Raw genomic sequence first — 22,642 nt, 5'->3', positions numbered from 1 at the left:
TCGCTTATTTTCCTTCTAGTTCAGCTAGCCTAGCCTCAAGCGCTTCTAGCTTTTCCCGTGTATGACGTAACACTTCTGCCTGCACCTCAAACTCCTCCCGTGTCACAAGCTCCATTTTGGTGAATGCGCCCTTTAATAGTGCATTTAGGTTTTTTTCAACATCTGCCAAAGGCGATGTTGCCATTACCTCTTTGATTTTATTAGATATTTCGTTAATTTTATGTGTATCCAACATATTAAATTCCTTAGTAATAAAGTCTAGTTTAGCAGATTATTTATCAGCATTACATAAACGCACCAATCATACAATTCAATATCACATTGATTTTAAACACTTTTATTATTGGCACGGCAATTGCTTAATCAAAATCGTAGAATTTTTAGATAACCTTTTTTAACTTGGAGTTAATAGCATGCGTAAATCAATACTAACACTAGCTGTTTTAAGTACTCTCGCTTTACCTTCGTTTGCCTCAGCGGCAGAAGAAGCTGCAGAAACAACAGCCAAAGCACCAGAATCTGCTTGGTCATTAACATCAAACGTTGGCTTTGTTTCAGATTACTACGCACGTGGTATTTCACAAAACTGGCACAAACCTGCCCTGCAAGGTGGTTTTGATGTAGCTCACTCAAGCGGCTTTTATGCTGGCGTTTGGGGCTCAAGCATTACACCAAACACATTCCCAGATGCTACTGTTGAGTTAGATGCATACGCTGGCTACAACGGTTCAATTCCTGCTGTTGAAGGCTTAGGCTATACAGTTGGTGCGATTGGTTACTTCTATCCGGGCGGTAGCTGGAAAAAATACAGAGCATCAAATGCAGTTAACCCTAATGACCAATTGACACCTCACGGCGGCCGTTGGGACACTTATGAAGCTAACTTTGGCTTGTCATACAAATGGCTAAGCGCTAAAGCTTCTGTGACATTAGGCGATTGGTTTGGCGCTGAGAAGAAAACTGGTTGGGACGGCGGCACTAGCGGCACAACTTACCTTGAATTGAATGCTGCTTACCCATTGCCATGGGAAGGCCTGACATTGGTTGGCCATATTGGTCATTTAAATGTTGCGGGTAAACTGAACTTGGCTTATGCAGACGGTAACGGTAACTTGCCAAGTACTTCTATTTCAAATGAAACAAACCCTGACTACACCGATTGGAAAATTGGTTTAAGCAAAGCATTTAAAGTTGCTAACTCTGAAGGCTGGAATGCTGGGTTGTACTGGGTAGAGTCAAACAATGACGATTACTGGGGTTCAAAAGGTTACGGCGGCACAAGCTTTAACGGCAAAGGCACTGCGACCAAAGCACAAAGCAAAGATCTAAATGACGGACGTCTGATTGTGACTATCGGTCGCACGTTCTAAATTTTTCAGTAGAATAACGGGCGTAGCGCCCGTTATTGTTCTTAACAACTAAAGGAGACATACATGAAATTTGTATCCGCAATTATCAAGCCGTTTAAGCTTGACGAAGTGCGCGAGGCACTTTCAATTATCGGTGTACAGGGTATTACTGTAACCGAAGTGAAGGGTTTTGGACGCCAAAAAGGCCATACTGAGCTGTATCGTGGCGCTGAGTACGTAGTAGACTTTTTACCAAAAGTTAAACTAGAAGTTGCAATTAAAGATGAGTTACTAGACCAAGTAGTAGATGCGATTGAAAAATCTGCAGCTACAGGTAAGATTGGCGACGGTAAGATTTTTATCTTTAATCTAGAAGAAGTCTACCGCATTCGTACCGGTGAAACCGGTGTAGAAGCTCTATAAGGGGATCAATAATGAAGAAACTACTCTCGATGTTTGCGTTAGTTACCATGTTGGGTTTCGGCTTCACAGGTAACACATACGCAGAAGATGCTGCGCCAGTGGCTGAAGCCGCGACCGCGGTTGCGCCAGCTGCCGAAGCAGCTGCTGCTGCAGTTGCACCTGCTGCGACAGAAGTTGCTCCGGCAGCTGCGCCTGCACCAGTTCCAAACAAAGGTGACACAGCATGGATGTTAATTGCAACCGTACTGGTAAGCTTAATGGTAATTCCTGGCTTGGCATTATTTTATGGTGGTTTGGTTCGCCAAAAAAATATGCTTTCTGTATTGATGCAAGTATTCATGATTTTCTCGCTCATGGGTGTGTTATGGGCAATTTATGGTTACAGCGTTGCATTTACAGGTGGCAGCCCATACTTTGGCGGCTTAAGTAAAGCATTCTTGGCTGGCGTTACTCCTGAGTCATTAGGTGCAACATTCAGCAAGGGTACTTACATTCCTGAATTAGTATTCGTTGCTTTCCAATTAACCTTTGCAGCAATTACGCCAGCATTGATCGTTGGTGCATTTGCTGAGCGCATGAAGTTCTCTGCAATCTTGGTATTCATGGTGTTATGGTTCACATTCTCATACTTGCCATTAGCACATATGGTTTGGTACTGGGACGGTCCTGATGCGATTACTACTGCGGCTTCACTTGAAACTGTAGTTGCTAACGCAGGCTGGTTATGGGCTAAAGGTGCATTAGACTTTGCAGGCGGTACAGTAGTACATATCAACGCTGGTGTTGCTGGCTTAGTAGGTGCCATCATGGTTGGTAAACGTATTGGTTACGGTAAAGAAGCAATGACTCCTCATAGCTTAACCTTAACTATGGTTGGTGCAGCCTTACTATGGGTGGGCTGGTTTGGTTTCAATGCTGGTTCTAACCTTGAAGCTAACGGTTATGCAGCACTTGCTTTAGTAAACACATTTATTGCAACTGGTGCAGCAACATTGTCTTGGACATTCTCTGAGTGGTTGCTAAAAGGCAAACCATCAATGTTAGGTGCAGTATCTGGTGCGGTAGCAGGTTTAGTAGCAATTACACCAGCTTGTGGCTTTGTAGGCCCAATGGGTGCAATCGTGATCGGCTTGTTAGTATCTCCAATCTGCTACTTCATGGTGGCTAAAGTGAAATACGTACTTGGTTACGATGACGCATTAGATGTATTCGGTATCCACGCAATTGGTGGTGTATTCGGTGCATTAGCTACTGGCGTGTTTGTTAACCCAGCACTAGGTGGTGTAGGTGTAGTTGATTATGTAGCAAACGGCGTAGCAGCTTACGACTTTGGTGCACAAATGACTGCTCAAATTTATGCTGTAGTAACTGCAATTGTGTTATCAGCAGTGGTTTCATTCATTGCTTTCAAAATTGTAGACGTGTTAATTGGCTTACGTGTAAGCGAAGAGGCTGAACGTGAAGGCTTAGATACAAGCCAACACGGTGAGCGTGCATATCACAACTAGTAGTACATAGCTGTAAAAGAAAAGGGGCGCATTTGCGCCCCTTTTTTATACCTAATGACAGACAGTATCAATCAGCATTTCAGTCTAACCACAGTAATAGCAATTATTTAGCTACCCTTATTATGGTTACACCATAACTCGCATCATCACACTGTCACTCGTCTATGGCTAAATAAGTACTTATTTAGCCTTTATTTCCATGTAAGGTCTCTTACCTAAAAACTGGGTTTTTAACGCATCATGTTGATGCGATGCCTCATCATCCACAGCTTGATTGGCACTTACTTTATTAGCATCTGCGGGCTGCATATCAGCCTGCTGCACTTGTGTGGTGCTGCTTGGATCTTTGCCTTCATCCGCACTTGCATTAATGCTCACAGCAAGCCCTAAAGTATAAATAAATAATACGAATAACTTCATTAGTACTCTCCTAACTCTAATTTAAAGTTGAAAATATCCCTCAAGCATTTAAAGCTTAATCAATCGCTCACAATGGGTAATAGGGTAAAGGGGTATTGATTAGCATGATGTAATGCGACTTAAGCGCACACATCATGCTAACTGTTACTTACAGACTACTTCCAGCCGCCGCCTAGTGCTCGGTATAAATTCACCATCGCACTAATCTGCTTCTGTTTGGTTTCAATCAGCTCACTTTTTGCCTCCAGCGCTTCACGCTGGGTTAACAAAATCTCTAAATACTCTGCTCGGGCAGATTTAAAGAGCTGATTCGCCACATCCACAGACTCAGTTAAAGCCTGAACTTGTGTCGTTTTGAGTTGATAATTTTTCTCTAGATTATCAATATTAGACAGCTGGTTCGCGACCTCACCATACGCATTAATAATGGTCTTTTCGTAATCATAGGCAGCTTGTATTTGCGTTGCATTTGCATTTTTATACACGGCTGTAATGGCATTACGATTCACCAATGGCGCCATCATATCGCCCGCCAGTGTGTACATTAAAGACTCTGGCGTATTGAGCAGATACCTAGGGTTAAATGCTTGAAAGCCAACGCCGGCACGTATGGCGAATGAAGGGTAGAAGTTAGCCTTAGCCACTTGGATATTCAAATCTGCTGCTGCTAATTCCAACTCGGCTTTTCTTATATCAGGGCGGTTTTCCAGCAATTGCGCAGGTACGCCTGCCTGAATCATCTTAGGCTTAATCTCCATAAAGCCGGCACTTGCTCTTTGTATCGGCTGTGGCGTTCTACCAAGTAGGAAGTTAATGCGATTCTCCAGCTCGACTTGCTGCTGTTTAATCACGTACTGCCTACTTTGGTTTTTCTTCACTTCCGCCTCAAAGCGCTTTACTGCCAGAGAGGTCGCTCTAGCGTATTTTTTAAGCTCTTTAGTCACTTCTAGGGCATTTTGCTGAATCTTAATATTCTGCTCTAAGTTATCCAGCTGATTATCTAGCGCGATTAACTCATAATAAGCATTGGCAATTTCTGCCACCAAATTGGTCACTAAGAAGTTTTTGCCCTCTATCGAAGCCATGTACTCCATGCCGGCAACTTTTGTAGCGTTTCTCAGCTTTTTCCAAACGTCTAACTCCCAAGAAGAATACAAGCCAAATTGGTAGTTAGGTAAAGGGTCTGGAAAGGCCTTACCTTCTTTAATTTCCAGACTTTCCTCTACTGCACCATTACGTGTAAAGCGGCCAACTTTTTCTACTTCCGCACCTGCACCAAAGCTCACAAACGGCAGATACTCACCTCGGCGTGCCTGAATCTCATTTTTGGCCATGCTAATGCGCTGCGCCATGATATTCACTTCTTTGTTGTTGGCAATTGCAGTGTCTATCAAGCCTGGCAAATAGGCGTCGTCAAAAAAATCCTTCCAGTTCACATTGGCAGTATTTTCCGTACTTTGCGCTTGGTTATTAAATTGCTCAGGCAGCTTAGTGTCCGCCTTTTTAGTTGTTAATAAAGGGATGGAACACGCCTGCATCGAGAGGGCTAACGCCCCCGCGACCGCTAATCGAATATAAATAGGTTTATTTGTCATCATCTTTATCTTCATCTTTATTGTAGTGATATAGCTCTGTAAGAGGTTTGAACTCTTCATTTTTAATCAATGATTTGCCTTCTTCCATTTTTGCAAATAGATAGTAAAGGCCAGGAATCAAGATCACGCCAAAGATAGTACCGAACAGCATGCCACCTAAAGCTGAGCTACCAATCGTACGGTTACCAACAGCACCCGCACCTGTTGCAACTACTAATGGAATCAAGCCTGCAATAAATGCAAACGATGTCATCAGAATTGGGCGGAAACGCGCTCTAGCACCTTCAATGGCAGCTTCGGCAATCGACATACCTTGCTCGTGTTTTTGTACTGCAAATTCCACAATCAACACGGCATTTTTGCCCAGCAAGCCCACCAGCATCACCAACCCCAGCTGCGCGTAAACGTCATTGGCAAGGCCCAGTGTTTTAAGCAGGAAGAACGTACCAAACACACCCGCCGGTAATGACAGAATCACAGCTAACGGTAGCAAGAAGCTTTCATACTGCGCGGCCAGCACCATGTACACGAAAACCAAGACCACCGCAAAAATGATCATCGCCTCGTTACCGCGCTTAGCCTCGTCAAAAGACAAGCCTTCCCAGCCAATGTCATAGCCATGCGGCAAGGTTGCCGCAGCCACTTCTTGCACGGCCTTAATCGCATCATCAGTGGTGTAGCCTTTAGCTGGCGTTGCACGAATCGTGGCTGAGTTATACAAGTTGTAACGGGTAATCTCGTTTGGCCCTTGTATTTTCTTCATTTTCATAAAGGATGAGTAAGGCACCATTTCGCCTTCTTCATTTTTTACGTAATAGTTCAAAATATCACTCGGATATCTACGGAACTCAGGACCAGACTGCGTATACACCCGGAAGAAGTTATTGAAGCGGATAAAGCCTTGCTCAAAGGTACTACCAATCAAGATATTGAGGTTATCCATAGCCTTACCAATAGACACGCCTTTTTGCATGGCAGCCTTATTGTCGATATCTAACTCATATTGCGGGTAATTCGCGGCATAGAACGTAAACAAACCGGTCAGCTCTTTACGCTTGCCTAATTCCGCCATAAAGTCCTGATTGATCTTGTCAAACTCGTGATAATCCGTGCCATTGGTTTTGTCTAACAAACGCAATGCCAAACCAGAAGCTGCACCATAACCAGGCACCGCAGGTGGTTCAAAGAACTCGACGATTGCACCAAAGTTTTTGGTTTTCTCTTCTAGCTCTTCAATAATTTGCTGCACAGATTTATCGCGTTTTGACCAGTCTTTCAAGTTAATCAAACAAGTACCGGCATTAGAACCACGACCTTCGGTCAGAATCTCATAACCTGCCAAGGCAGATACAGACTCAATCCCTTCAATCTTCTTAGCCTCTACCTGCAACGCACGCGCCACCTTGTTGGTTGCTTCTAGCGTAGTGCCTGGTGGTGTTTGAATAATTGCGTAAATTTGCCCCTGATCTTCACCCGGAATGAAACCGGCAGGTAAGGTTTTGTTGATGGTGAAGGTAGCAAAAGAAAAACCTACCAAGGCTAAAATAGTCACCACTCTTAGCGTAACTATTTTGCTTAAGAAGTTGGTGTAACGCCCTGTCAGCTTCTCAAACAGGCGGTTAAACACATCGATGAAATAGCCAATCGGTGTTTTTCTTTTAACGTGCCCATGATGATTTTTCAGCAACATCGCGCACAACACTGGTGTAAGTGATAGCGCAACCACGCCTGAAATCACGATAGATGCCGCCATGGTAATAGAGAACTGACGGTAGAACACGCCCACAGGCCCCGTCATAAAGGCCACTGGCACAAACACCGCGGTCATCACCAAGGTAATCGCAACAATCGCACCGCCAATTTCACTCAATACTTGCTGAGTCGCTTTGTATGGGCTTAATTCGGCATTTTCTTCCATTTTGGCATGCACCGCCTCTACCACCACGATCGCGTTATCGACCACAATACCAATCGCCAGCACCAGCGCGAACAGGGTAATCAGGTTGATGGTAATGCCAAATATCTGCATGCAGAAGAAAGTACCAATCAAGGATACCGGCACCGCCAAGATAGGAATTAAGGTAGAACGCCAATCTCCAAGGAAGATAAACACAACCAAGGCCACTAAGATAAATGCCTCAACCAGCGTGTGTAGCACCTTCTCAATCGAAGCATCCAGGAATTTAGAAACGTCATAGTCAATTTCATATTCCATGCCAGCAGGGAAAGTGCCTTTTAGCTCCTCCATTTTCTCCTTAACTTGCTCAATTACCTCACTCGCGTTACTGCCGTAGTTCTGCTTTAAAATAATCGCAGATGATGGATAGCCATCTTTATTTGAGTAAATATCAAAGAACTCACTACCTAACTCCACCTTGGCTATATCTTTAAGCTTTAAGATTTCGCCATCAGAGTTTGCACGGATAATAATGTCTTCATATTGCTCAGGCTTGTTATAGCGCCCTTGGTAAACCAACACATACTCTTTTGACTGCGCAGCAATGCCTGAGCTCTGACCCAAACGACCTGGGCGGCCAATAATGCTCTGCTCGTTCATTGCCTTCATGACTTCTTCAACCGAGACTTTATAAGCACGCATTCTGTCTGGGTTTAGCCAAATACGCATCGCGTATTGGCGGCTACCAAGAATCTTGGCACTGGCAATACCGTTTACACGCTGTATCTCAGGAATCAGATTGACGTTGGCGTAGTTGTATAAAAACTTCTCATCAGCATCTTTATCTTTACTGAACAAGTTAATGTACATCAGCATACTAGGCTGCACGCGCTCTACCACCACACCCTCTAACTGCACTAACTCAGGCAGGCGACTCATCACCTGATCCAAACGCGTTTTCACGTTAATCATCGCCTGGTTGGGGTCAGTACCTAAGCCAAAAATCACTTGGATAGTCGCTTCACCCGCACTGGTAGCATCTGACACGATGTATTTCATGCCAGGCACGCCGTTAATGGCACGCTCAATGGTAATGAGCGATGACTGCACCAACACATCGGCACTCGCGCCTGGGTAGGCTAAAGACACAATAACGCGTGGCGGCGCAATGTCAGGGAACTGCGAAGTAGGGAGCGTCCTAATCGACAAAAATCCAAGAAAGACAATAATCAGCGACAGCACTATGGCCATCACCGGTCTTTTGATAAATATATTAAACATATAGGGTCTCTTCTTTCACTATTCAGCGTGAAGTTCTAATTGTGAAAGTACTTTGTCAGGTGCTACAAAATTAACGCCGATTTTCTGGCCGTTATGCACCTTGCGCAAACCCTCTACCAAGACCTTGTCATCATCTTTTAAGCCGCTTTTAATGACGAACACATGTGGCAACTCAGCAGCGATGGTAATTAACCTTTGCTCCAGCTTGTTCTCTTTGTTCACTACATAGACATAGGTTTTATCCAGTATTTCAAAGGTCGCTTTTTGTGGAATAAGCATGGCATTTTTGTAAGGAATATCGATCAAGATATTGCCGGTCTCACCATGGCGAAGAATCTGATTAGGGTTAGCAAATACTGCCCTAAATTCGATGTTGCCGGTTTTGTTGTCAAAGTCCGCTTCTATGGTTTCAATCACACCTGGCTGGTCAAACATTTCACCATTCGCCATTTTCAACCTAACATTCACGGGTGCTTTTGTAGTTTTGGCAATTTTGTAATCCAGATACTCTGACTCAGGCACATTGAAATAAACCCACATTTTGCTAATGTCAGACAGCGTGGTTAATAAATCACCTTCATCTACTAGACTACCGTTTCGCGCATTAAAGTGATCCATCACCCCGCTAAATGGCGCGTTAATATCGGTAAAATTTAAATGCGTCTGTGCAAGCTTAACCTCAGCCTCGGCTTTATCCAGCCGAGCCCTGGCTAGCGCCAACTCATTAGGTGAAACGATATTTTTTTCGGATAAGGCTTTAGTATTTTGATACTCAATCCGCACCACTTCAGCCTCAGCTTTAGCCTTTTGCAAATCTACCTGATACAGATTAGGCATGATTTTAAACATGCGCTGACCCTGCTTTACCGCCTGGCCTTCATCTACAAAAATATCTTGCAGATAGCCACGCTCCAGCGCTCTTAATTCAATATGCCTGAACGCATGAATCTGGCTCACATACTCTTTAACAATGGCCGTGTCTTTACGCAGAGGCTGCGTGACCTCAAGCTTTGCCTCTTCCTCTTTCGCCTCTTCTGAATGGTGGCAGCCAGTGATGAGCAATACGGTAAGGCCTAATGCTACAAACAATTTATTAATCATATTAATTTCTAATTTCTAAAATTTAAAAAAGATTTGAAGCTCAACTAAGTTGCTGTTAGCAACTTCAGTAGCCGCTAGTTCGCTGTGATTACACCAAGAATAAAAACACTCAGTGAGTCATACGCAGACAAGCTGGGGCGACTTTGCTAAATACAGTCAGTAAAACAAATGATTTGAAGACTAAGAGTTAACGCATACCAGTGCTTGAAACATACGCAAAATCATCACCGCGGGTGCAGTGGGCATCAGCTATATGCAAAGCAAGATGTAATACATGACTAGTCTGTTAAATCTGAGCGGCACAAGAATACCAACTCATGTTAAACCGACTAGTTGAGTGGGGGAGAGCGGGGTCGTACGTGTGAAAGAAACGTCAAACGAGGGAAAACCTCGTTCAAGAATACAAATGAAATGAAAAATACACTGGCAAAAATAAAGACAATGCTAGATAGCATGATGTCTCGCGGAGGCCTATCCTGTGGCGGAGGCTCGGAGTCACCTGTTGCACTTTGTATTTCAGCTACGCGTAAACGCGGCGCATCGTCGTTATATGAAGAACTATCGGAGAATTGGGCCAGAAAAACAAATCCAAGCACGGCAATCAGCACTGTTAGCGATAACAGTCTGATTCTAAACGCTACTGAATTTAAGCTTTGGTCCATAAGGTTGTTTGTACAATCCTGTATTTTGTATAAATATTAAGCAAACTTTCACTTAATTATTTGGAAACATACTATATGAAAAGCACTACTTTAACAATGATTCAATCACATACAACTAAAATGTTGTAAATAACACTGCATTACTCAGCACGAGCCGACAACTGAATAAATTAAGCCCAGCAAACCAAAACCTTGTGTGTGTAGACAGGCCAAAGCGAAATAGTTCCAATCAGCGTGCTGACATGACTGCCGCCACCAAAACCAGTCAAAAAATCTTAAGCTTTGCGACACGAGTAACTAATAGCAATCTATTTACGCATTAATCAACCTGGCTTTATACAAAACCGCTTGACTTTCATAACTAAATAACTAATTATTTAGTTATGAAGAGTGTGACAGAGATTCCAACTAGCTTTAAAAATACCGCTGATATTTTCATCGCCTTAGGTGATGAGCATAGGCAACTGATTCTGCTTGCCTTTGAAAAGGGTGAGAAACTAAACATTCTGCAAATTGTTTCCACCACCACCCTCAGCCGTACCGCAGTGACGCATCACTTAAAAGTATTACACCGCGCAGGTGTATTGGCGTCAGAAAAAATAGGCAAAGAAGTCTTTTTCTGGATTAATAGCCCGCTAATTTCCAATGCACTGCAACAAGTTCTGCATTACATCCAAAACGAAACCTGATTAACGCATGGAGAAAGTATGATTGCAACGCTGTTACAACTGTTTTGCCGCATCATTTTCAGAGTAGATGTCTCTGGAGTTGCCAACCTGCCTAAACAAGGCAAGTTGTTGATTATTGCAAACCACGAATCCTTTTTAGATGGCTTGCTGCTAGGCTTATTTTTGCCGATTCGCGCCACATTTGTTGTGCATACCACCGTATTAAACCATTGGTTTTTTAGACAAGTATTACGCCTAACTCCCTACTTGGCAGTAGACCCAACCTCACCGCTCGCCATGAAAAAAGTCATTAAGTTGCTGGAGGCAGGCAAACCTGTGGTGATTTTCCCCGAAGGGCGCATTACACTCACCGGCTCGTTAATGAAAGTCTATGACGGCCCCGGCTTTGTCGCGGCAAAAACAGACGCCATGATTTTACCAGTACGCATTGACGGTGCAGCACGCTCTTACTTTAGCCGCCTCCGTGGTAGCCACCCCAGAAAACTATTCCCTAAAGTCACCATCAGTATCTTGCCTATACGCCACATTAGCATGCCGCAAGCGCCTACCGCTAAAGCTAGACGTAGGCTGGCCGGTGACGCCATGCGCCGTGAGATGCAAAACATGCTGTTTAGCTCTGCGCCTATCAGCACTTTGTTTAGTGCGTTTCTGGATGCGGTTAAAACCTATGGGCGCGGCACCATGCTGGTGGAGGACATGCGCCAAGTTGAAGAAAGCTATGGCGACTTGCTGAAAAAGAGCCTTGCATTAGGGCGCTTGACGAACAAAATCAGCAGCAAGCATGAAAACATTGGCGTACTTATGCCCAATGTCACCAACACCATTTGCCTGATATTTGGCATGAGTGCCTTTGGCCGCGTGCCGGCGATGCTGAACTACACCGCAGGTAGCGCTGGCATTCAAAACGCATGTACCGCAGCCAGCGTTAAAACCATCATCAGCTCGCGCGAGTTCATTAAAGCCGCCAAGTTAGAAGAAGTCATCTCCGGCTTGAAAAGCATCAAAATCGTCTATCTTGAAGACCTATTCAAACAACTCACCTGGCTAGATAAATTATGGCTGATGGGCTTTGCACTATGGCTACCTAAACTGGCTACCCAAAAATGCAAATCAAATGACCCAGCCGTCGTGCTGTTTACATCAGGCTCCGAAGGCAAGCCCAAAGGCGTGGTACATACGCACACCAGCATCTTGGCGAATATTGCACAGATTAAATCCGTGATTGATTTCTCCATGCAGGACAAATTCATGATGGTGCTACCGCTGTTCCATGCATTTGGCTTCACTTGCGGCGCAATCATGCCTTTAGTGGCTGGCAGCAAGCTATTTGTATATCCATCACCATTACATTATCGGGTGATACCCGAGGTGATTTACGACCGCGGTTGTACGGTGCTGTTCGGCACTAGCACTTTCTTAGCTAACTATGCCAAATTCGCCAATCCTTATGACTTTTATAAATTACGTTATGTAGTAGCAGGCGCAGAAAAGCTCAATGAAGAAGTACGTAAAACCTGGATGGATAAATTTGGCATCCGCATACTAGAAGGCTATGGCGCCACCGAGTGCGCACCGGTACTTGCCGTAAACACGCCCATGGCCAACAAACTTGGCTCAGTAGGCGCGCTTATGCCTAGCCTAGAATCCAAACTAGAAAGCATCCCCGGCATTGAGCACGGTGGCTTGCTCTCAGTACGCGGGCCCAACGTTATGCGCGGTTATTACCTGTTTGATAACCCTGGCGTGATACAAGCACCTAAAGACCAGTGGTATAACACCGGCGATATTGTAGAGATTGATGCCGATGGCTTTGTGTTTATCAAAGGTCGCGTCAAACGCTTTGCTAAAGTAGCGGGCGAAATGGTTTCTCTGGAAACGGTAGAGGCTATTGCTAACCATGCCTCAACCCAGCATCAGCATGCCGCCACCACACAAACTGACTTGCAGCGTGGAGAAAACATCATTCTTTACACGACAGACGCAACACTCACTCGCGAGCTTCTTAGCGCTAGTGCTAAAAAGCTCGGCAGCCCTGAGCTTGCGATTGCACGCAAGATTATCCTGATAGAAGAGCTACCGTTATTAGGAACCGGAAAAACTGATTATGTAACTTTGAAACAGATGGCAGAAAATGAAAAATAATAATTCAAGAACTAAAATATTCGCTATTGGCGTATCGATTATCACGTCTTTTTATAGTTTAACAAGCGTAGCAGAGAGTCAATTTAGTCATGCATTAAACGAAAATAATTTGCTAGGCCTCTACCGCACCAATCAGTTCCAACTAAATCAGGGGGATTGCAAGAATTGTGCGATAACACCACAAGCATCGTGGTATTTCAAGCAGGAAACAATTGCCATACCACTGAACAATTCACATAGTTTTGATCCAAATTTAAGCGCTCAAGATGATGTCAAACAATGGCATAAGGGCCAACTATCTGCCACTAACGCTATGCCACCTTTGGTATGGCTAGGCTCACCACATGTTGCGGTGGGCAAACTCAGTCAAGATGGAAAATTGCTGGAAAGTGAAAATAGCAAAACTCCGCTAGCGATTACACCAAAAATCGAAAGCAATCAGTCTTACTATAACGAAGCTAGCGAACAGCATTTCGCTGGGCGCAATTTAGTAATGCGTGGCACGGCGGATCAAACTAACTTTACTGCACGCAGTATTTGGCCATTGGATTACAACCTAGATTTGAATCAAATCCCCTACCAACCACTTGCTGATCAGGAAACTATTGCTAGTTTAATACGTGACCAAAATGGCGGTGCATCAGCACCATTTTCTGCGCGTATTTTGTATAAGAATCCTAATCTGACTAGCTTGCAAAATAAGCCTGTATTGAGCTTTGTACTTAATGGCGCACAGGGTGACGATGATGAAGCGCATGGTGGCCACTTTGCAGTTGCTACCGGGCGCTTTGGTGCACAGGGTGAGTGGCATGATTGGCTGGTCAATAACTTCTACAACCTAAGCTCTGTTAGCGAAAAAGGTATTATTGCCGCCAGTTTACCGATGGATAGCTATCTAGGTGACTTAAATAGTGGTCAGTCTTGGTACCGTCCATCCTATATGCTGGTGGCGGTACTAAAAAATGACCGCAGTGCAGCCACTTATCAAAGCGCAGTTAACCGCGTCATGCAGCATTTTTACCGACAAGATTTCTTATACCGTCACGCAGGGGTCAATTGCGCAGGCATTAATTTGGAAACTTTACGCTCGCTTGATTGGAACATCCCCAAACTTGGTGCAACCAATTTACCAAAAGCCTTTGCAGCGCTTCCATATAAAGCGTTGAGCGATATGAGCCTGGAAAGTGGCCTCAAAGCATACGACTACCTGAGCGCAGAGCAAACCAATTTATATCCTTTTGTTGCATTTGAAACGATAGGTAATGACTTACTAAGTCGTATTGCTAAAAATCAAGCCAATAGTGCATTTGAAAAACAGCTGGCAGAAGACTTGGAAGCAATTATTTATGTGCATATTCCGCAATTCCCTTCTTCTCGGGCCATGGGTCAGGCGCCCGTCGCCTCTTTGGATGAGTATATAGCACGGACACCAGCGGATATGTCTCAATGGAAAATTATCCCGGTAGGCGCACGTCATTTTCCTGACACGTTAAAAGACAAAAATGCACCAACTGAGCCAATTCGCCCTGCCTACTATGGCTTAATTGTATGGCTAGTCATTTTGATATTGGCGCTACTTGGCGTGCGAAATATTTTCCAAAAATTACGTAAAAAATAGTTACAGCTACAACAAATGCATAGCTAGACAACAACTCTCCAACCAATAAAGATGCAAAACAAACCAAATAACAGAAGGGAAAACCCATGAGCAACCAGTTTCAATTGATGCGAGAAAAACGTTTTCGTCCGTTTTTCTTTACCCAGTTTTTAGGCGCATTTAACGACAATGTGTTTAAAACTGCACTGATCACGCTGGTAGCATTTCACACCGCTAAACTCACCGCCATAGATGGCAGCACACTGGCGACCTTGCTGCCTGGTTTATTCATTCTGCCATTTTTTCTGTTCTCCGCCACTGCGGGGCAATTGGCAGATAAATATGAAAAGTCACGAATCATCCGTTTAGTTAAAGTGTTTGAGATTGGCATTATGCTGTTTGCCAGTGCTGGTTTTTTTCTGCATAACATCTGGCTGTTAGCCACCGCATTATTGATGATGGGCATGCACTCCACACTGTTTGGACCAGTGAAATATGCCTACTTGCCGCAACACTTGAACGAGCATGAAATCGTGGGCGGCAACGGCATGGTGGAAATGGGCAGTTTTGTGGCGATTCTACTTGGGCAAGTATTGGGTGCGTGGCTCGCCATGCAAAACGGGCATGCCACATTAACCAGCATCACCGTGTTAGGCATCGCCATACTTGGCTACTGGACTAGCCGCGGCGTGCCTAACTCACCGGCAGCAGCACCTAAGCTCAGTATCAACTGGAACCCGATCACCGAAACCTATAGAAGTGTCAAGTTTATCTGGCAGCACCAGACTATCTGGCTCACCATTATTGCTATTTCTTGGTTCTGGTTTTATGGCGCGACGCTACTGGCGCAATTCCCTAACTTTGCAAAAAACATACTGCATGGTGATGAAAGCCTATTCATTTTATTGCTGTCAATTTTCTCATTGGGCATAGGCATAGGCTCGCTGATGTGTGAAAAGCTTTCCAAGGGGAAGGTCGAGCTTGGTCTGGTACTGTTTGGCGGGGCTGGTTTAACCATATTCGGCGTTGATTTATACTTTGCCAGTGCCAGTATCCATGAGGGCTTAAACAATAAAGTCTTGTTGGATTACGCGGCATTTATCGCAAAGCACTACGATGCAGAAGGGCACTTAATTTTCACTTATTGGCGTTTACTTGCAGATATTGCATTGATTGGTGTGTTTGGTGGCTTATATATCGTGCCGCTGTACGCATTTATCCAAACCCGCGCTGAAAAAAGCCATCAGTCACGCGTGATTGCAGCCAACAATATTCTAAATGCGCTGTTTATGGTGACTTCGGCATTATTTTCTGTATATGTTTTCAATATGGGATTGAACATTCCACAGTTATTTTTAGTCACAGCACTGCTCAATATCATCATCATGATGTATTTATGCATTCGGCAGCCTGTTTACTTGCGGTCCTTTATTGGCTGGCTAAAGCCCAACCATAAACGCCTCTAAACATCAGGCATAAAAATATCTTTAACCTTATAATAGCAAAACTATTTTATTGTCTGCACGCTCATGCCTTTAATCAAAAAATTACATTTATCCATCTGGAAACTCTCTTCTAAATTAGGCCCGTTTGCACCATTTATTGCCATGCTGATCTTGGGCCTGGTAATCTTATCTGCAACACGCTTAGGCCTAGTTTTATGGAAGTTTGAGCGCGTCACCAGCACTGGCAAACTAGCAGAGATTTTACTGCAAGGCATACGTGTAGACGTGATTCAGCTCTGTTTAATCGCCTTTATACCATTGCTGCTGGCGCCTATATTAGCAACCCAGCGCATGTTCAAGGCTTGGCAAAAATTCAGCTATGTTTGGGTGAGCATTGCACTGGTGCTGCTGGTGTTTTTAGAAGCCGCCACCCCAGGCTTTATTAGTGAGTACGATGTACGCCCTAATCGAATTTTTGTGGAATACCTTAAGTACCCACATGAAGTATTTAGCATGCTGTGGGGCGGCTTTAAGCTGGAAATCTTTAGCGCCCTAGGCGCAGTGGCATTAGCTGTATGGCTAGTGCATAAATTTATGCGCCCTTGGCTCACCATGTCCTCTGGCTGGTCTAATACTAAAGTCTGGCTGGTATGGCCACTTATCGTTATTCTGGCGGCTTTGGGCATACGCTCCACCTTGGGCCATCGTCCTGCCAACCCGGCTTTGTTTGCAATCACCGCAGATAACATGGTAAACAGTCTGGTACTTAACTCGGGCTACTCTGTGGTTTATGCCACTTACAATTTAATGAAGGAAACTAAGTCTAGCGACATATACGGCAAAATGCCGCGTGAGGAGATATTTAGCATCACCGGCACTAAAGATGCGGACATTCCAACCCAGACCACGCTACACCCTAGCCACAAGCGCGACAAGCCGCTGAATCTGGTAATTATTCTGCAGGAAAGTCTAGGCGCAACTTTTGTGGAATCGTTAGGCGGTGTTCCGGTCACCCCCAACTTAGAAAAACTAAAAGAACAAGGCATCTGGTTTGAACAGCTTTACGCAACCGGCACCCGTTCCGTGCGTGGCATTGAGGCCGTGGTTACGGGCTTTCAGCCAACCCCAGCGGATAGTACGGTCAAACTGTCAAAATCACAAAAGAACTTTTTCAGCATTGCCGCATTGTTAGAAAAACAAGGCTACAACACCGAGTTTATCTATGGTGGTGAGTCACATTTTGACAATATGCGCAGCTTTTTCTTAGGCAATGGCTTTAACCAGATTGTGGACCAGAAGGATTTTAAAAATCCTGTGTTTTCTGGCAGCTGGGGCGTTTCTGACGAAGACTTACTGAACAAAACGCATGAACAACTAATGGCGCACCACCAAGCTGGCAAGCCATTTTTCACGCTGGCGTTCTCATCTTCTAACCACGCGCCGTTCGAGTTTCCGGATGGCCGCATTGAACTATATGAGCAACCTAAAGCCACGGACAACAATGCGGTGAAATACGCAGACTACGCCATCGGCGAGTTTTTCAAAAAAGCCCAGCAAAGCCCTTATTGGAAAGATACGGTATTTTTGATAGTGGCAGACCACGACATCCGCGTGCGCGGTGAAGCCTTGGTGCCGATTACCCACTTCCATATCCCTGCGCTTATTTTAGGTGCAGACATCAAGCCGCAACGCTATACCGGGCTGGCAAGCCAGCTAGATTTACCGGTTACCATGCTTTCACTGATGGGCATACAAGGCCAGCACCCAATGACTGGGCGTGATTTATCCAGCCTGGCTGCCGACACACCAGGGCGTGCCATGATGCAATACAACGACAATTATGGCTGGATGGAAGAAAGCCCACAGGGTAAACAAGTGGTGGTGTTACGCTCCGGCAAGGTGCCAGCGCACGGCACATATGACACAAAAACCAAGCGCATGACTGAAGTAGCGCCACCGACAAATGCCAAGGAACTCGAGCAGCGCGCTTTGGCCAATGTACTGCTGCCAGACCTACTATACAACGAACAGCGTTACCATTTACCGTAAACTTGCATGAACAACTTAACTAAACAACGTAGCATGCTGACCTGGTCTATTATCAGAAAAGGTCTGCTCTATATTTTCAGCGGAAAAATGCGCATCAAACAAGCGCACCTTCCGCCCAGTCAGCATTTGGTACCAAGCAACTTCATCGGGATTTGCGTGGCATCTGCCGCCGACCCTGCCATGGATGATTATGTAGTCACCGAGCTGCTGGCCTTAGGCATTAAACAGGTACGCCTAGACTTTACATACGGTGATTTGGAAAGTTTTAACGCACGCTTCCTGCAGCGCTTAATTAACGATGGGTTTCACGTCACGTTGCACTTGATACAGCCATTCCGCAATGCCAAGAACATGGAAAGTAAAACGGAGCAGGCAACATGGCAAACTTTCCTCGATAACGTAATCAGCCGCTTTGGTAGGCAGATCACACGCATAGAAATCGGCAACACCATCAACAGAAAACGCTGGACCGGCTATACGCCTGATGGCTTTAGCGCGGCATGGAACATTGCTTATACCAGCATCAAACAGCAGCAGATTGAGCTAGCAGGCCCTAACGTCACTGATTTCGAGCCTATCTACAACATCGGCATCTTAAGCCAGCTTAAAGCCAAGCAACAATTACCTGATGTACACAGCAACAATCTATTTTCAGAGCGTGTTTCGGAGCCGGAGCGCTTTGACCACCGCATCTTGAAATACCGCTGGGCCACTATCTTTAAATACAACTTGGTCAAAAAAGCGCGCTTGCTCAGAAAAGTCGGCACTGACTTCGGTATTAAACGCTTTATTTCACCTGTGGCATTTTGGGCAATTTATCGCATCCAACGCTTACTGCCGGATGGCGAACAGAAACAAGCCGACTATGCAGCGCGTTACATGATATTAAATGCCGCCTCTGGTGCGTTAGACCAAGCGTTCTGGGGTGCGTTTATCTGCCACCGTGAAGGCCTGATTGACGATGGCCTGTTAGATGCAGAATACCCAGCACTGGAGCGCGTTACCCACTATGCCAGCGTAGATGGCAAACTTGAGAACTTCTGGCGCCATGCCAGCTTTCACGCCATCAAGACCGTGGCCGCCATGATTCAAGGCGCGGAATATATCAAACCAATCTCCAGCGCCAATGGACTGGAGATTCACCACTTTCAGACTAATGAACACAATATCCACGCACTATGGACCATCAATGGCAAAGTGGCTTTACTGCATGACATTTATGACAGCGCTGATATCAGCACCGGTGAAATCATCCACCGTGACGGCCACCTATTGACTGCACCAACCCACCTTATTTGCGAGTCGCCAATCTATATCCGCTGGCCCAAGAGTCATACGGTTAACATTAAAGGCAGCTGCGGCCTTGCGCAAGACTTAGCCATCCATGCGCATATTGCAGCGCTGCAATACTTCCCGTTCCGCCAAGGCCATTGGTTTGGCATGATATTGGCACGTAGTGCCGAGGATGCCTTGCTGATAGGCGAGCGCTTACACCCAGATACACTGGTGAGCCCGCAAAAATCAAGCGCACTACGCCATGCGCGCAATGCGATCTGGGCACTCACTGACCCGCGTAACCCAAATGCACAAGTCACCGTTAAACAGCCAGTTAAAATGTATCCACACAAGGCATTTTTGGATAGATTCAAACCGAGCAAAGCCAAACGTAGCTGGAATGGCGCTGTTGAACTGTTAAGGCGTGGTATCAGCACCGCACACCCGGTGGCTTTTTTTGAGCAGACCGGCGACAAAACGCTCAAACAGAATTTCTATATCTGCGACTACGTCAAAGCCGATTGTTCGGTAGGCGAAATGTTCGTACATTTTGCCAAAGGTAATAAGGAGTTTCCTTTTGCCGGCAAAGACTATGCAATCCGTGCAGAGGACGCTTATACGCAGCTAGCGCAATACCTGCACCGCATGCATCAAACCGGCACCTTCTTTAGGGACTTATCCGGTGGCAATGTATTGGTGCAGCTACAAGACAACCGCCAATTGGCGTTCTCATTGATTGATACCGCACGCGCGCATTTTTATACACACCCAACTGCAATGAAGTATCGTATTTCAGACTTAGCCAGAGTTTGTAACAAGCTGCATTGGGCCGGGCGTGAACGCTTTATGGGCTTGTACCTCGCCAATATCGGCAGAAAACTTACTCTGCAGATCAAACTCTCATTCTATTTGTATGACTTTAAAGTGGCATTCAAGAGAAAATTTGGGCGCAAAGGCATTAAAAAATTAAAACAGAAATTTAAAAAGTAAAGCCAGACTGACAAACAAAGCTGCTTCTAATGATTTTCACTAGCCTGCTTTAATGAACAAAGTCATGCTACAAAGTCAGGCTAGCCGTAATATCTCTATCACGTAATGCAATTGTATTTAAGCAAATGCGGGACGAATTTATATAAAAGGAGAATTACTATGTGGACAACACCAGCTGCTACTGAAATGCGTTTCGGTTTTGAAGTTACAATGTACGTAATGAACAAGTAATATCTTACGTATAAATAAAAAGGGTGCTAATGGCACCCTTTTTATTTGTCTGCACCATCTAGATACAACAAATTCTTTGTCCTGGAAGACTTAGCCCATGCGTATAAGCCCACTTGAGATACCAGCCATTATGTTATTGGGCTTTAATCACAAAGCCTTTAGGTAAAAACACCCAAATCTTACCGGTTTGCTTCATGGCGCCAGCTTTAGCACCTGCACTGGCACCAGCTCCCCAGAAAAAGTCTGCACGCACGCCGCCTTTAATCGCCCCGCCAGTATCCTGAGCCATCATCAAACGTTTTAACGGTTTGCTGGTATTAGGCTCTGTGGTCGATAAAAACACCGGCGCACCTAATGGTACAAACTTAGGGTCAACCGCCACACTGCGCTCAGCCAAAATGGGCACGCCCAACGCGCCTAGAGGTCCAGGCAAGCCTGCTGGCAGCTCTCTAAAGAACACATAGCTAGGGTTCTGATTCAATAAATCGCGTAGCTTATCTAAATTATTACGCGCCCAGTTCTTAATACCCTGCATAGAGGCTTGTGCTAAGGTCAGCTCGCCGCGCTCTATCAACAAACGGCCAATCGAATTATAGGTATGGCCGTTCTGATCCGCATAACCTACGTGTATCTGCTCGCCAGTATCTAGCTGCACCAAGCCTGAACCCTGAATCTGCAAAAAGAACACGTCAATAATGTCATCGATATACACAAACTCGCGCCCCTTTACTGGTGAAGTGTCTGTTTCAATCTCGGCACGATTGTAATAAGGCACCAATTTATTACCGACTAAACGGCCACGCACGCGCTTGTATTTCAACTCTGGGAACAAACTATCCAGCTCTACCGTAATCAGGTCATCTGGTGTGCCATACAACGGGTTAGGGTACTTGGCAGACTTGGTACGGCTACCTTTTAGCATAGGTTCATAATAACCAGTAATCAAGCCTTGCTCTGAACCATCCAGATTGCTCGCTTTGTACACTGAGAAATATTCCTGAAAATAGCTCAGCACCACCTGCGTTTGCGGCTTACTTGCGGTGTCAGCGTTGAGTTTTTGCGCGGCGCTGCAGGCGTTCTTCCACATCGGTTTATTCACCAGAGTAGAGCAGCTTTGCATCCATGCCGGCCAAGCCAAGCTAAGGTTATCTGCTTGCAAGCCATCTATATCGTTCCAGTCTGCGGTTTGTAGCAAACTGTAGTCAGGTAGTTTTGCCATTTGCTTTTGCTGTTCAGCCGTGACCTCAGCAGGTTTGCTGCCTGCGGGCACTTGTACCGGTGCGCCGGTAGCACAATCACATTTTGCCTGTGGCGGGGCGGGGGCTGTCACTGGTTTGCTGGCGGTGTTTGCACATGCTGTGGCAAGCAAAGTGAGCACTACAAGCAAAGTATTCTGTGCAATTTTTTTCATTTTGATCACAAGTCTAGTGTGGAATATTTAATACTGAAAGGAGTGTGGCTCAGCCGTTGTTTAGTGCAAGATTCCTTAATGCAATATCCTAGGCATCGCCAGCGCAAAAGGCGCAATCACTGCATCAAATTGTGTACCGTCTTCCGCTACCATTTGGTAGGCACCATGCATCTCGCCCATAGGCGTGTTAATCAAAGTGCCGCTTGTATATTCATAATGCTCTGCAGGCTTGAGCAAAGGCTGCGCGCCCACGACGCCCAGGCCGCGAATCTCTTTACGCTCGCCATTGGCCTCAGTCACCACCCAATGGCGGCTGATTAGCTGCGCTGCAACATTACCGGTATTAATAATGGTCACATGGTATGCAAACGCATATTGATTATTTTCAATATCGGATTGCTCAGCGATAAAAGTGACTTCTACTTTTACCGTGCATTCATAATATCTGGCGCTACTCATCTCGTGTTCAATACCTAACCGACCGTGCAAAAGTAATAAAATTCATAAGCTAACTTACGCGCTTTAATCTGCGCGCACCGTGCTGCAACAACAGGAGCAGGGCACCGACTATTGCATT

Annotated in this window: 17 protein-coding genes; 10 read left to right on the top strand and 7 right to left on the bottom strand. The window is 45.2% G+C overall.

Going from position 1 to position 22,642, the window contains the following annotated elements; translation table 11 throughout:
• Window positions 1-4: 4 nt before the first annotated feature.
• Window positions 5-235, bottom strand: a complete 231-nt coding sequence (locus VGD82_RS00340; protein ID WP_331018489.1) for an accessory factor UbiK family protein — start codon at window positions 233-235, stop codon at window positions 5-7.
• 178 nt (window positions 236-413) lie between these two features.
• Here VGD82_RS00340 and VGD82_RS00335 point away from each other — a divergent pair, with 178 nt between their 5' ends.
• The 3 genes from VGD82_RS00335 (at window position 414) to VGD82_RS00325 (ending at window position 3,280) form a co-directional block, all read left to right on the top strand.
• Window positions 414-1,370, top strand: a complete 957-nt coding sequence (locus VGD82_RS00335) for a TorF family putative porin (protein ID WP_331018488.1) — start codon at window positions 414-416, stop codon at window positions 1,368-1,370.
• A 63-nt stretch (window positions 1,371-1,433) separates the two neighbouring features.
• Window positions 1,434-1,772 (top strand): P-II family nitrogen regulator, encoded by a 339-nt coding sequence (locus VGD82_RS00330; protein ID WP_015833227.1) that lies wholly within the window; start codon window positions 1,434-1,436, stop codon window positions 1,770-1,772.
• Between the two features lie 11 nt (window positions 1,773-1,783).
• A complete protein-coding gene (locus VGD82_RS00325) occupies window positions 1,784-3,280 on the top strand; it encodes an ammonium transporter (protein ID WP_331018487.1) in 1,497 nt (498 codons plus the stop codon).
• A gap of 180 nt (window positions 3,281-3,460) precedes the next feature.
• Here the strand turns inward: VGD82_RS00325 and VGD82_RS00320 are convergent, their stop codons facing one another.
• The 4 genes from VGD82_RS00320 to VGD82_RS00305 all read right to left on the bottom strand — a co-directional run bounded on the left by VGD82_RS00320 (window position 3,461) and on the right by VGD82_RS00305 (window position 9,574).
• Entirely contained in the window at window positions 3,461-3,700 is a 240-nt protein-coding gene (locus VGD82_RS00320) for a hypothetical protein (RefSeq protein WP_331018486.1), read from the bottom strand.
• 155 nt (window positions 3,701-3,855) lie between these two features.
• Window positions 3,856-5,295 (bottom strand): TolC family protein, encoded by a 1,440-nt coding sequence (locus VGD82_RS00315; protein ID WP_135276715.1) that lies wholly within the window; start codon window positions 5,293-5,295, stop codon window positions 3,856-3,858.
• Complete coding sequence (locus VGD82_RS00310; protein WP_331018485.1) at window positions 5,285-8,473, bottom strand: efflux RND transporter permease subunit; 3,189 nt, start codon at window positions 8,471-8,473, stop codon at window positions 5,285-5,287. Before VGD82_RS00310 ends, VGD82_RS00315 begins: the two co-directional genes overlap by 11 nt.
• An 18-nt stretch (window positions 8,474-8,491) precedes the next feature.
• Window positions 8,492-9,574, bottom strand: a complete 1,083-nt coding sequence (locus VGD82_RS00305; protein WP_331018484.1) for an efflux RND transporter periplasmic adaptor subunit — start codon at window positions 9,572-9,574, stop codon at window positions 8,492-8,494.
• A gap of 1,045 nt (window positions 9,575-10,619) precedes the next feature.
• On the opposite strand from VGD82_RS00305, the gene VGD82_RS00300 reads away from it, so the two are divergent.
• The 7 genes from VGD82_RS00300 (at window position 10,620) to pqqA (ending at window position 20,654) form a co-directional block, all read left to right on the top strand.
• Window positions 10,620-10,925, top strand: a complete 306-nt coding sequence (locus tag VGD82_RS00300) for an ArsR/SmtB family transcription factor (protein ID WP_331018483.1) — start codon at window positions 10,620-10,622, stop codon at window positions 10,923-10,925.
• Between the two features lie 18 nt (window positions 10,926-10,943).
• Window positions 10,944-13,067, top strand: a complete 2,124-nt coding sequence (gene aas / locus VGD82_RS00295; protein ID WP_331018482.1) for a bifunctional acyl-ACP--phospholipid O-acyltransferase/long-chain-fatty-acid--ACP ligase — start codon at window positions 10,944-10,946, stop codon at window positions 13,065-13,067.
• Window positions 13,057-14,685, top strand: coding sequence for a hypothetical protein (locus VGD82_RS00290; protein ID WP_331018481.1), 1,629 nt, complete (start codon window positions 13,057-13,059; stop codon window positions 14,683-14,685). Before aas ends, VGD82_RS00290 begins: the two co-directional genes overlap by 11 nt.
• Window positions 14,686-14,771: 86 nt before the next feature.
• Window positions 14,772-16,130: an MFS transporter gene (locus VGD82_RS00285; protein ID WP_331018480.1), complete on the top strand. Its 1,359-nt coding sequence runs from the start codon at window positions 14,772-14,774 to the stop codon at window positions 16,128-16,130.
• A 63-nt stretch (window positions 16,131-16,193) separates the two neighbouring features.
• The gene (locus tag VGD82_RS00280; protein ID WP_331018479.1) at window positions 16,194-18,158 is read left to right on the top strand and encodes an LTA synthase family protein; all 1,965 of its coding nucleotides are present in this window, start codon (window positions 16,194-16,196) and stop codon (window positions 18,156-18,158) included.
• Between the two features lie 33 nt (window positions 18,159-18,191).
• Entirely contained in the window at window positions 18,192-20,423 is a 2,232-nt protein-coding gene (locus VGD82_RS00275) for a lipopolysaccharide kinase InaA family protein (RefSeq protein ID WP_331018478.1), read from the top strand.
• 159 nt (window positions 20,424-20,582) lie between these two features.
• The gene (pqqA, locus tag VGD82_RS00270) at window positions 20,583-20,654 is read left to right on the top strand and encodes a pyrroloquinoline quinone precursor peptide PqqA (RefSeq protein WP_012777389.1); all 72 of its coding nucleotides are present in this window, start codon (window positions 20,583-20,585) and stop codon (window positions 20,652-20,654) included.
• Window positions 20,655-20,787: 133 nt separating this feature from the next.
• Here the strand turns inward: pqqA and VGD82_RS00265 are convergent, their stop codons facing one another.
• Window positions 20,788-22,065 carry a murein transglycosylase A gene (locus VGD82_RS00265; RefSeq protein WP_331018477.1) on the bottom strand — a complete coding sequence of 426 codons (1,278 nt, stop codon included), beginning with the start codon at window positions 22,063-22,065 and terminating at the stop codon, window positions 20,788-20,790.
• Between the two features lie 75 nt (window positions 22,066-22,140).
• Entirely contained in the window at window positions 22,141-22,524 is a 384-nt protein-coding gene (gene apaG / locus VGD82_RS00260; RefSeq protein ID WP_331018476.1) for a Co2+/Mg2+ efflux protein ApaG, read from the bottom strand.
• Between the last annotated feature and the right edge of the window lie 118 nt (window positions 22,525-22,642).

Source organism: Methylotenera sp., from assembly GCF_036401095.1.
Lineage (GTDB): Bacteria > Pseudomonadota > Gammaproteobacteria > Burkholderiales > Methylophilaceae > Methylotenera.
This window is presented reverse-complemented; position numbering and strand designations above follow the sequence as displayed.

Coding starts and splice junctions, on each gene's coding strand:
- VGD82_RS00340 (WP_331018489.1), bottom strand. CDS start 235: ATGTTGGATACACATAAAATTAACGAAATATCTAATAAAATCAAAGAG.
- VGD82_RS00335 (WP_331018488.1), top strand. CDS start 414: ATGCGTAAATCAATACTAACACTAGCTGTTTTAAGTACTCTCGCTTTA.
- VGD82_RS00330 (WP_015833227.1), top strand. CDS start 1,434: ATGAAATTTGTATCCGCAATTATCAAGCCGTTTAAGCTTGACGAAGTG.
- VGD82_RS00325 (WP_331018487.1), top strand. CDS start 1,784: ATGAAGAAACTACTCTCGATGTTTGCGTTAGTTACCATGTTGGGTTTC.
- VGD82_RS00320 (WP_331018486.1), bottom strand. CDS start 3,700: ATGAAGTTATTCGTATTATTTATTTATACTTTAGGGCTTGCTGTGAGC.
- VGD82_RS00315 (WP_135276715.1), bottom strand. CDS start 5,295: ATGACAAATAAACCTATTTATATTCGATTAGCGGTCGCGGGGGCGTTA.
- VGD82_RS00310 (WP_331018485.1), bottom strand. CDS start 8,473: ATGTTTAATATATTTATCAAAAGACCGGTGATGGCCATAGTGCTGTCG.
- VGD82_RS00305 (WP_331018484.1), bottom strand. CDS start 9,574: ATGATTAATAAATTGTTTGTAGCATTAGGCCTTACCGTATTGCTCATC.
- VGD82_RS00300 (WP_331018483.1), top strand. CDS start 10,620: ATGAAGAGTGTGACAGAGATTCCAACTAGCTTTAAAAATACCGCTGAT.
- aas (WP_331018482.1), top strand. CDS start 10,944: ATGATTGCAACGCTGTTACAACTGTTTTGCCGCATCATTTTCAGAGTA.
- VGD82_RS00290 (WP_331018481.1), top strand. CDS start 13,057: ATGAAAAATAATAATTCAAGAACTAAAATATTCGCTATTGGCGTATCG.
- VGD82_RS00285 (WP_331018480.1), top strand. CDS start 14,772: ATGAGCAACCAGTTTCAATTGATGCGAGAAAAACGTTTTCGTCCGTTT.
- VGD82_RS00280 (WP_331018479.1), top strand. CDS start 16,194: ATGCCTTTAATCAAAAAATTACATTTATCCATCTGGAAACTCTCTTCT.
- VGD82_RS00275 (WP_331018478.1), top strand. CDS start 18,192: ATGCTGACCTGGTCTATTATCAGAAAAGGTCTGCTCTATATTTTCAGC.
- VGD82_RS00265 (WP_331018477.1), bottom strand. CDS start 22,065: ATGAAAAAAATTGCACAGAATACTTTGCTTGTAGTGCTCACTTTGCTT.
- apaG (WP_331018476.1), bottom strand. CDS start 22,524: ATGAGTAGCGCCAGATATTATGAATGCACGGTAAAAGTAGAAGTCACT.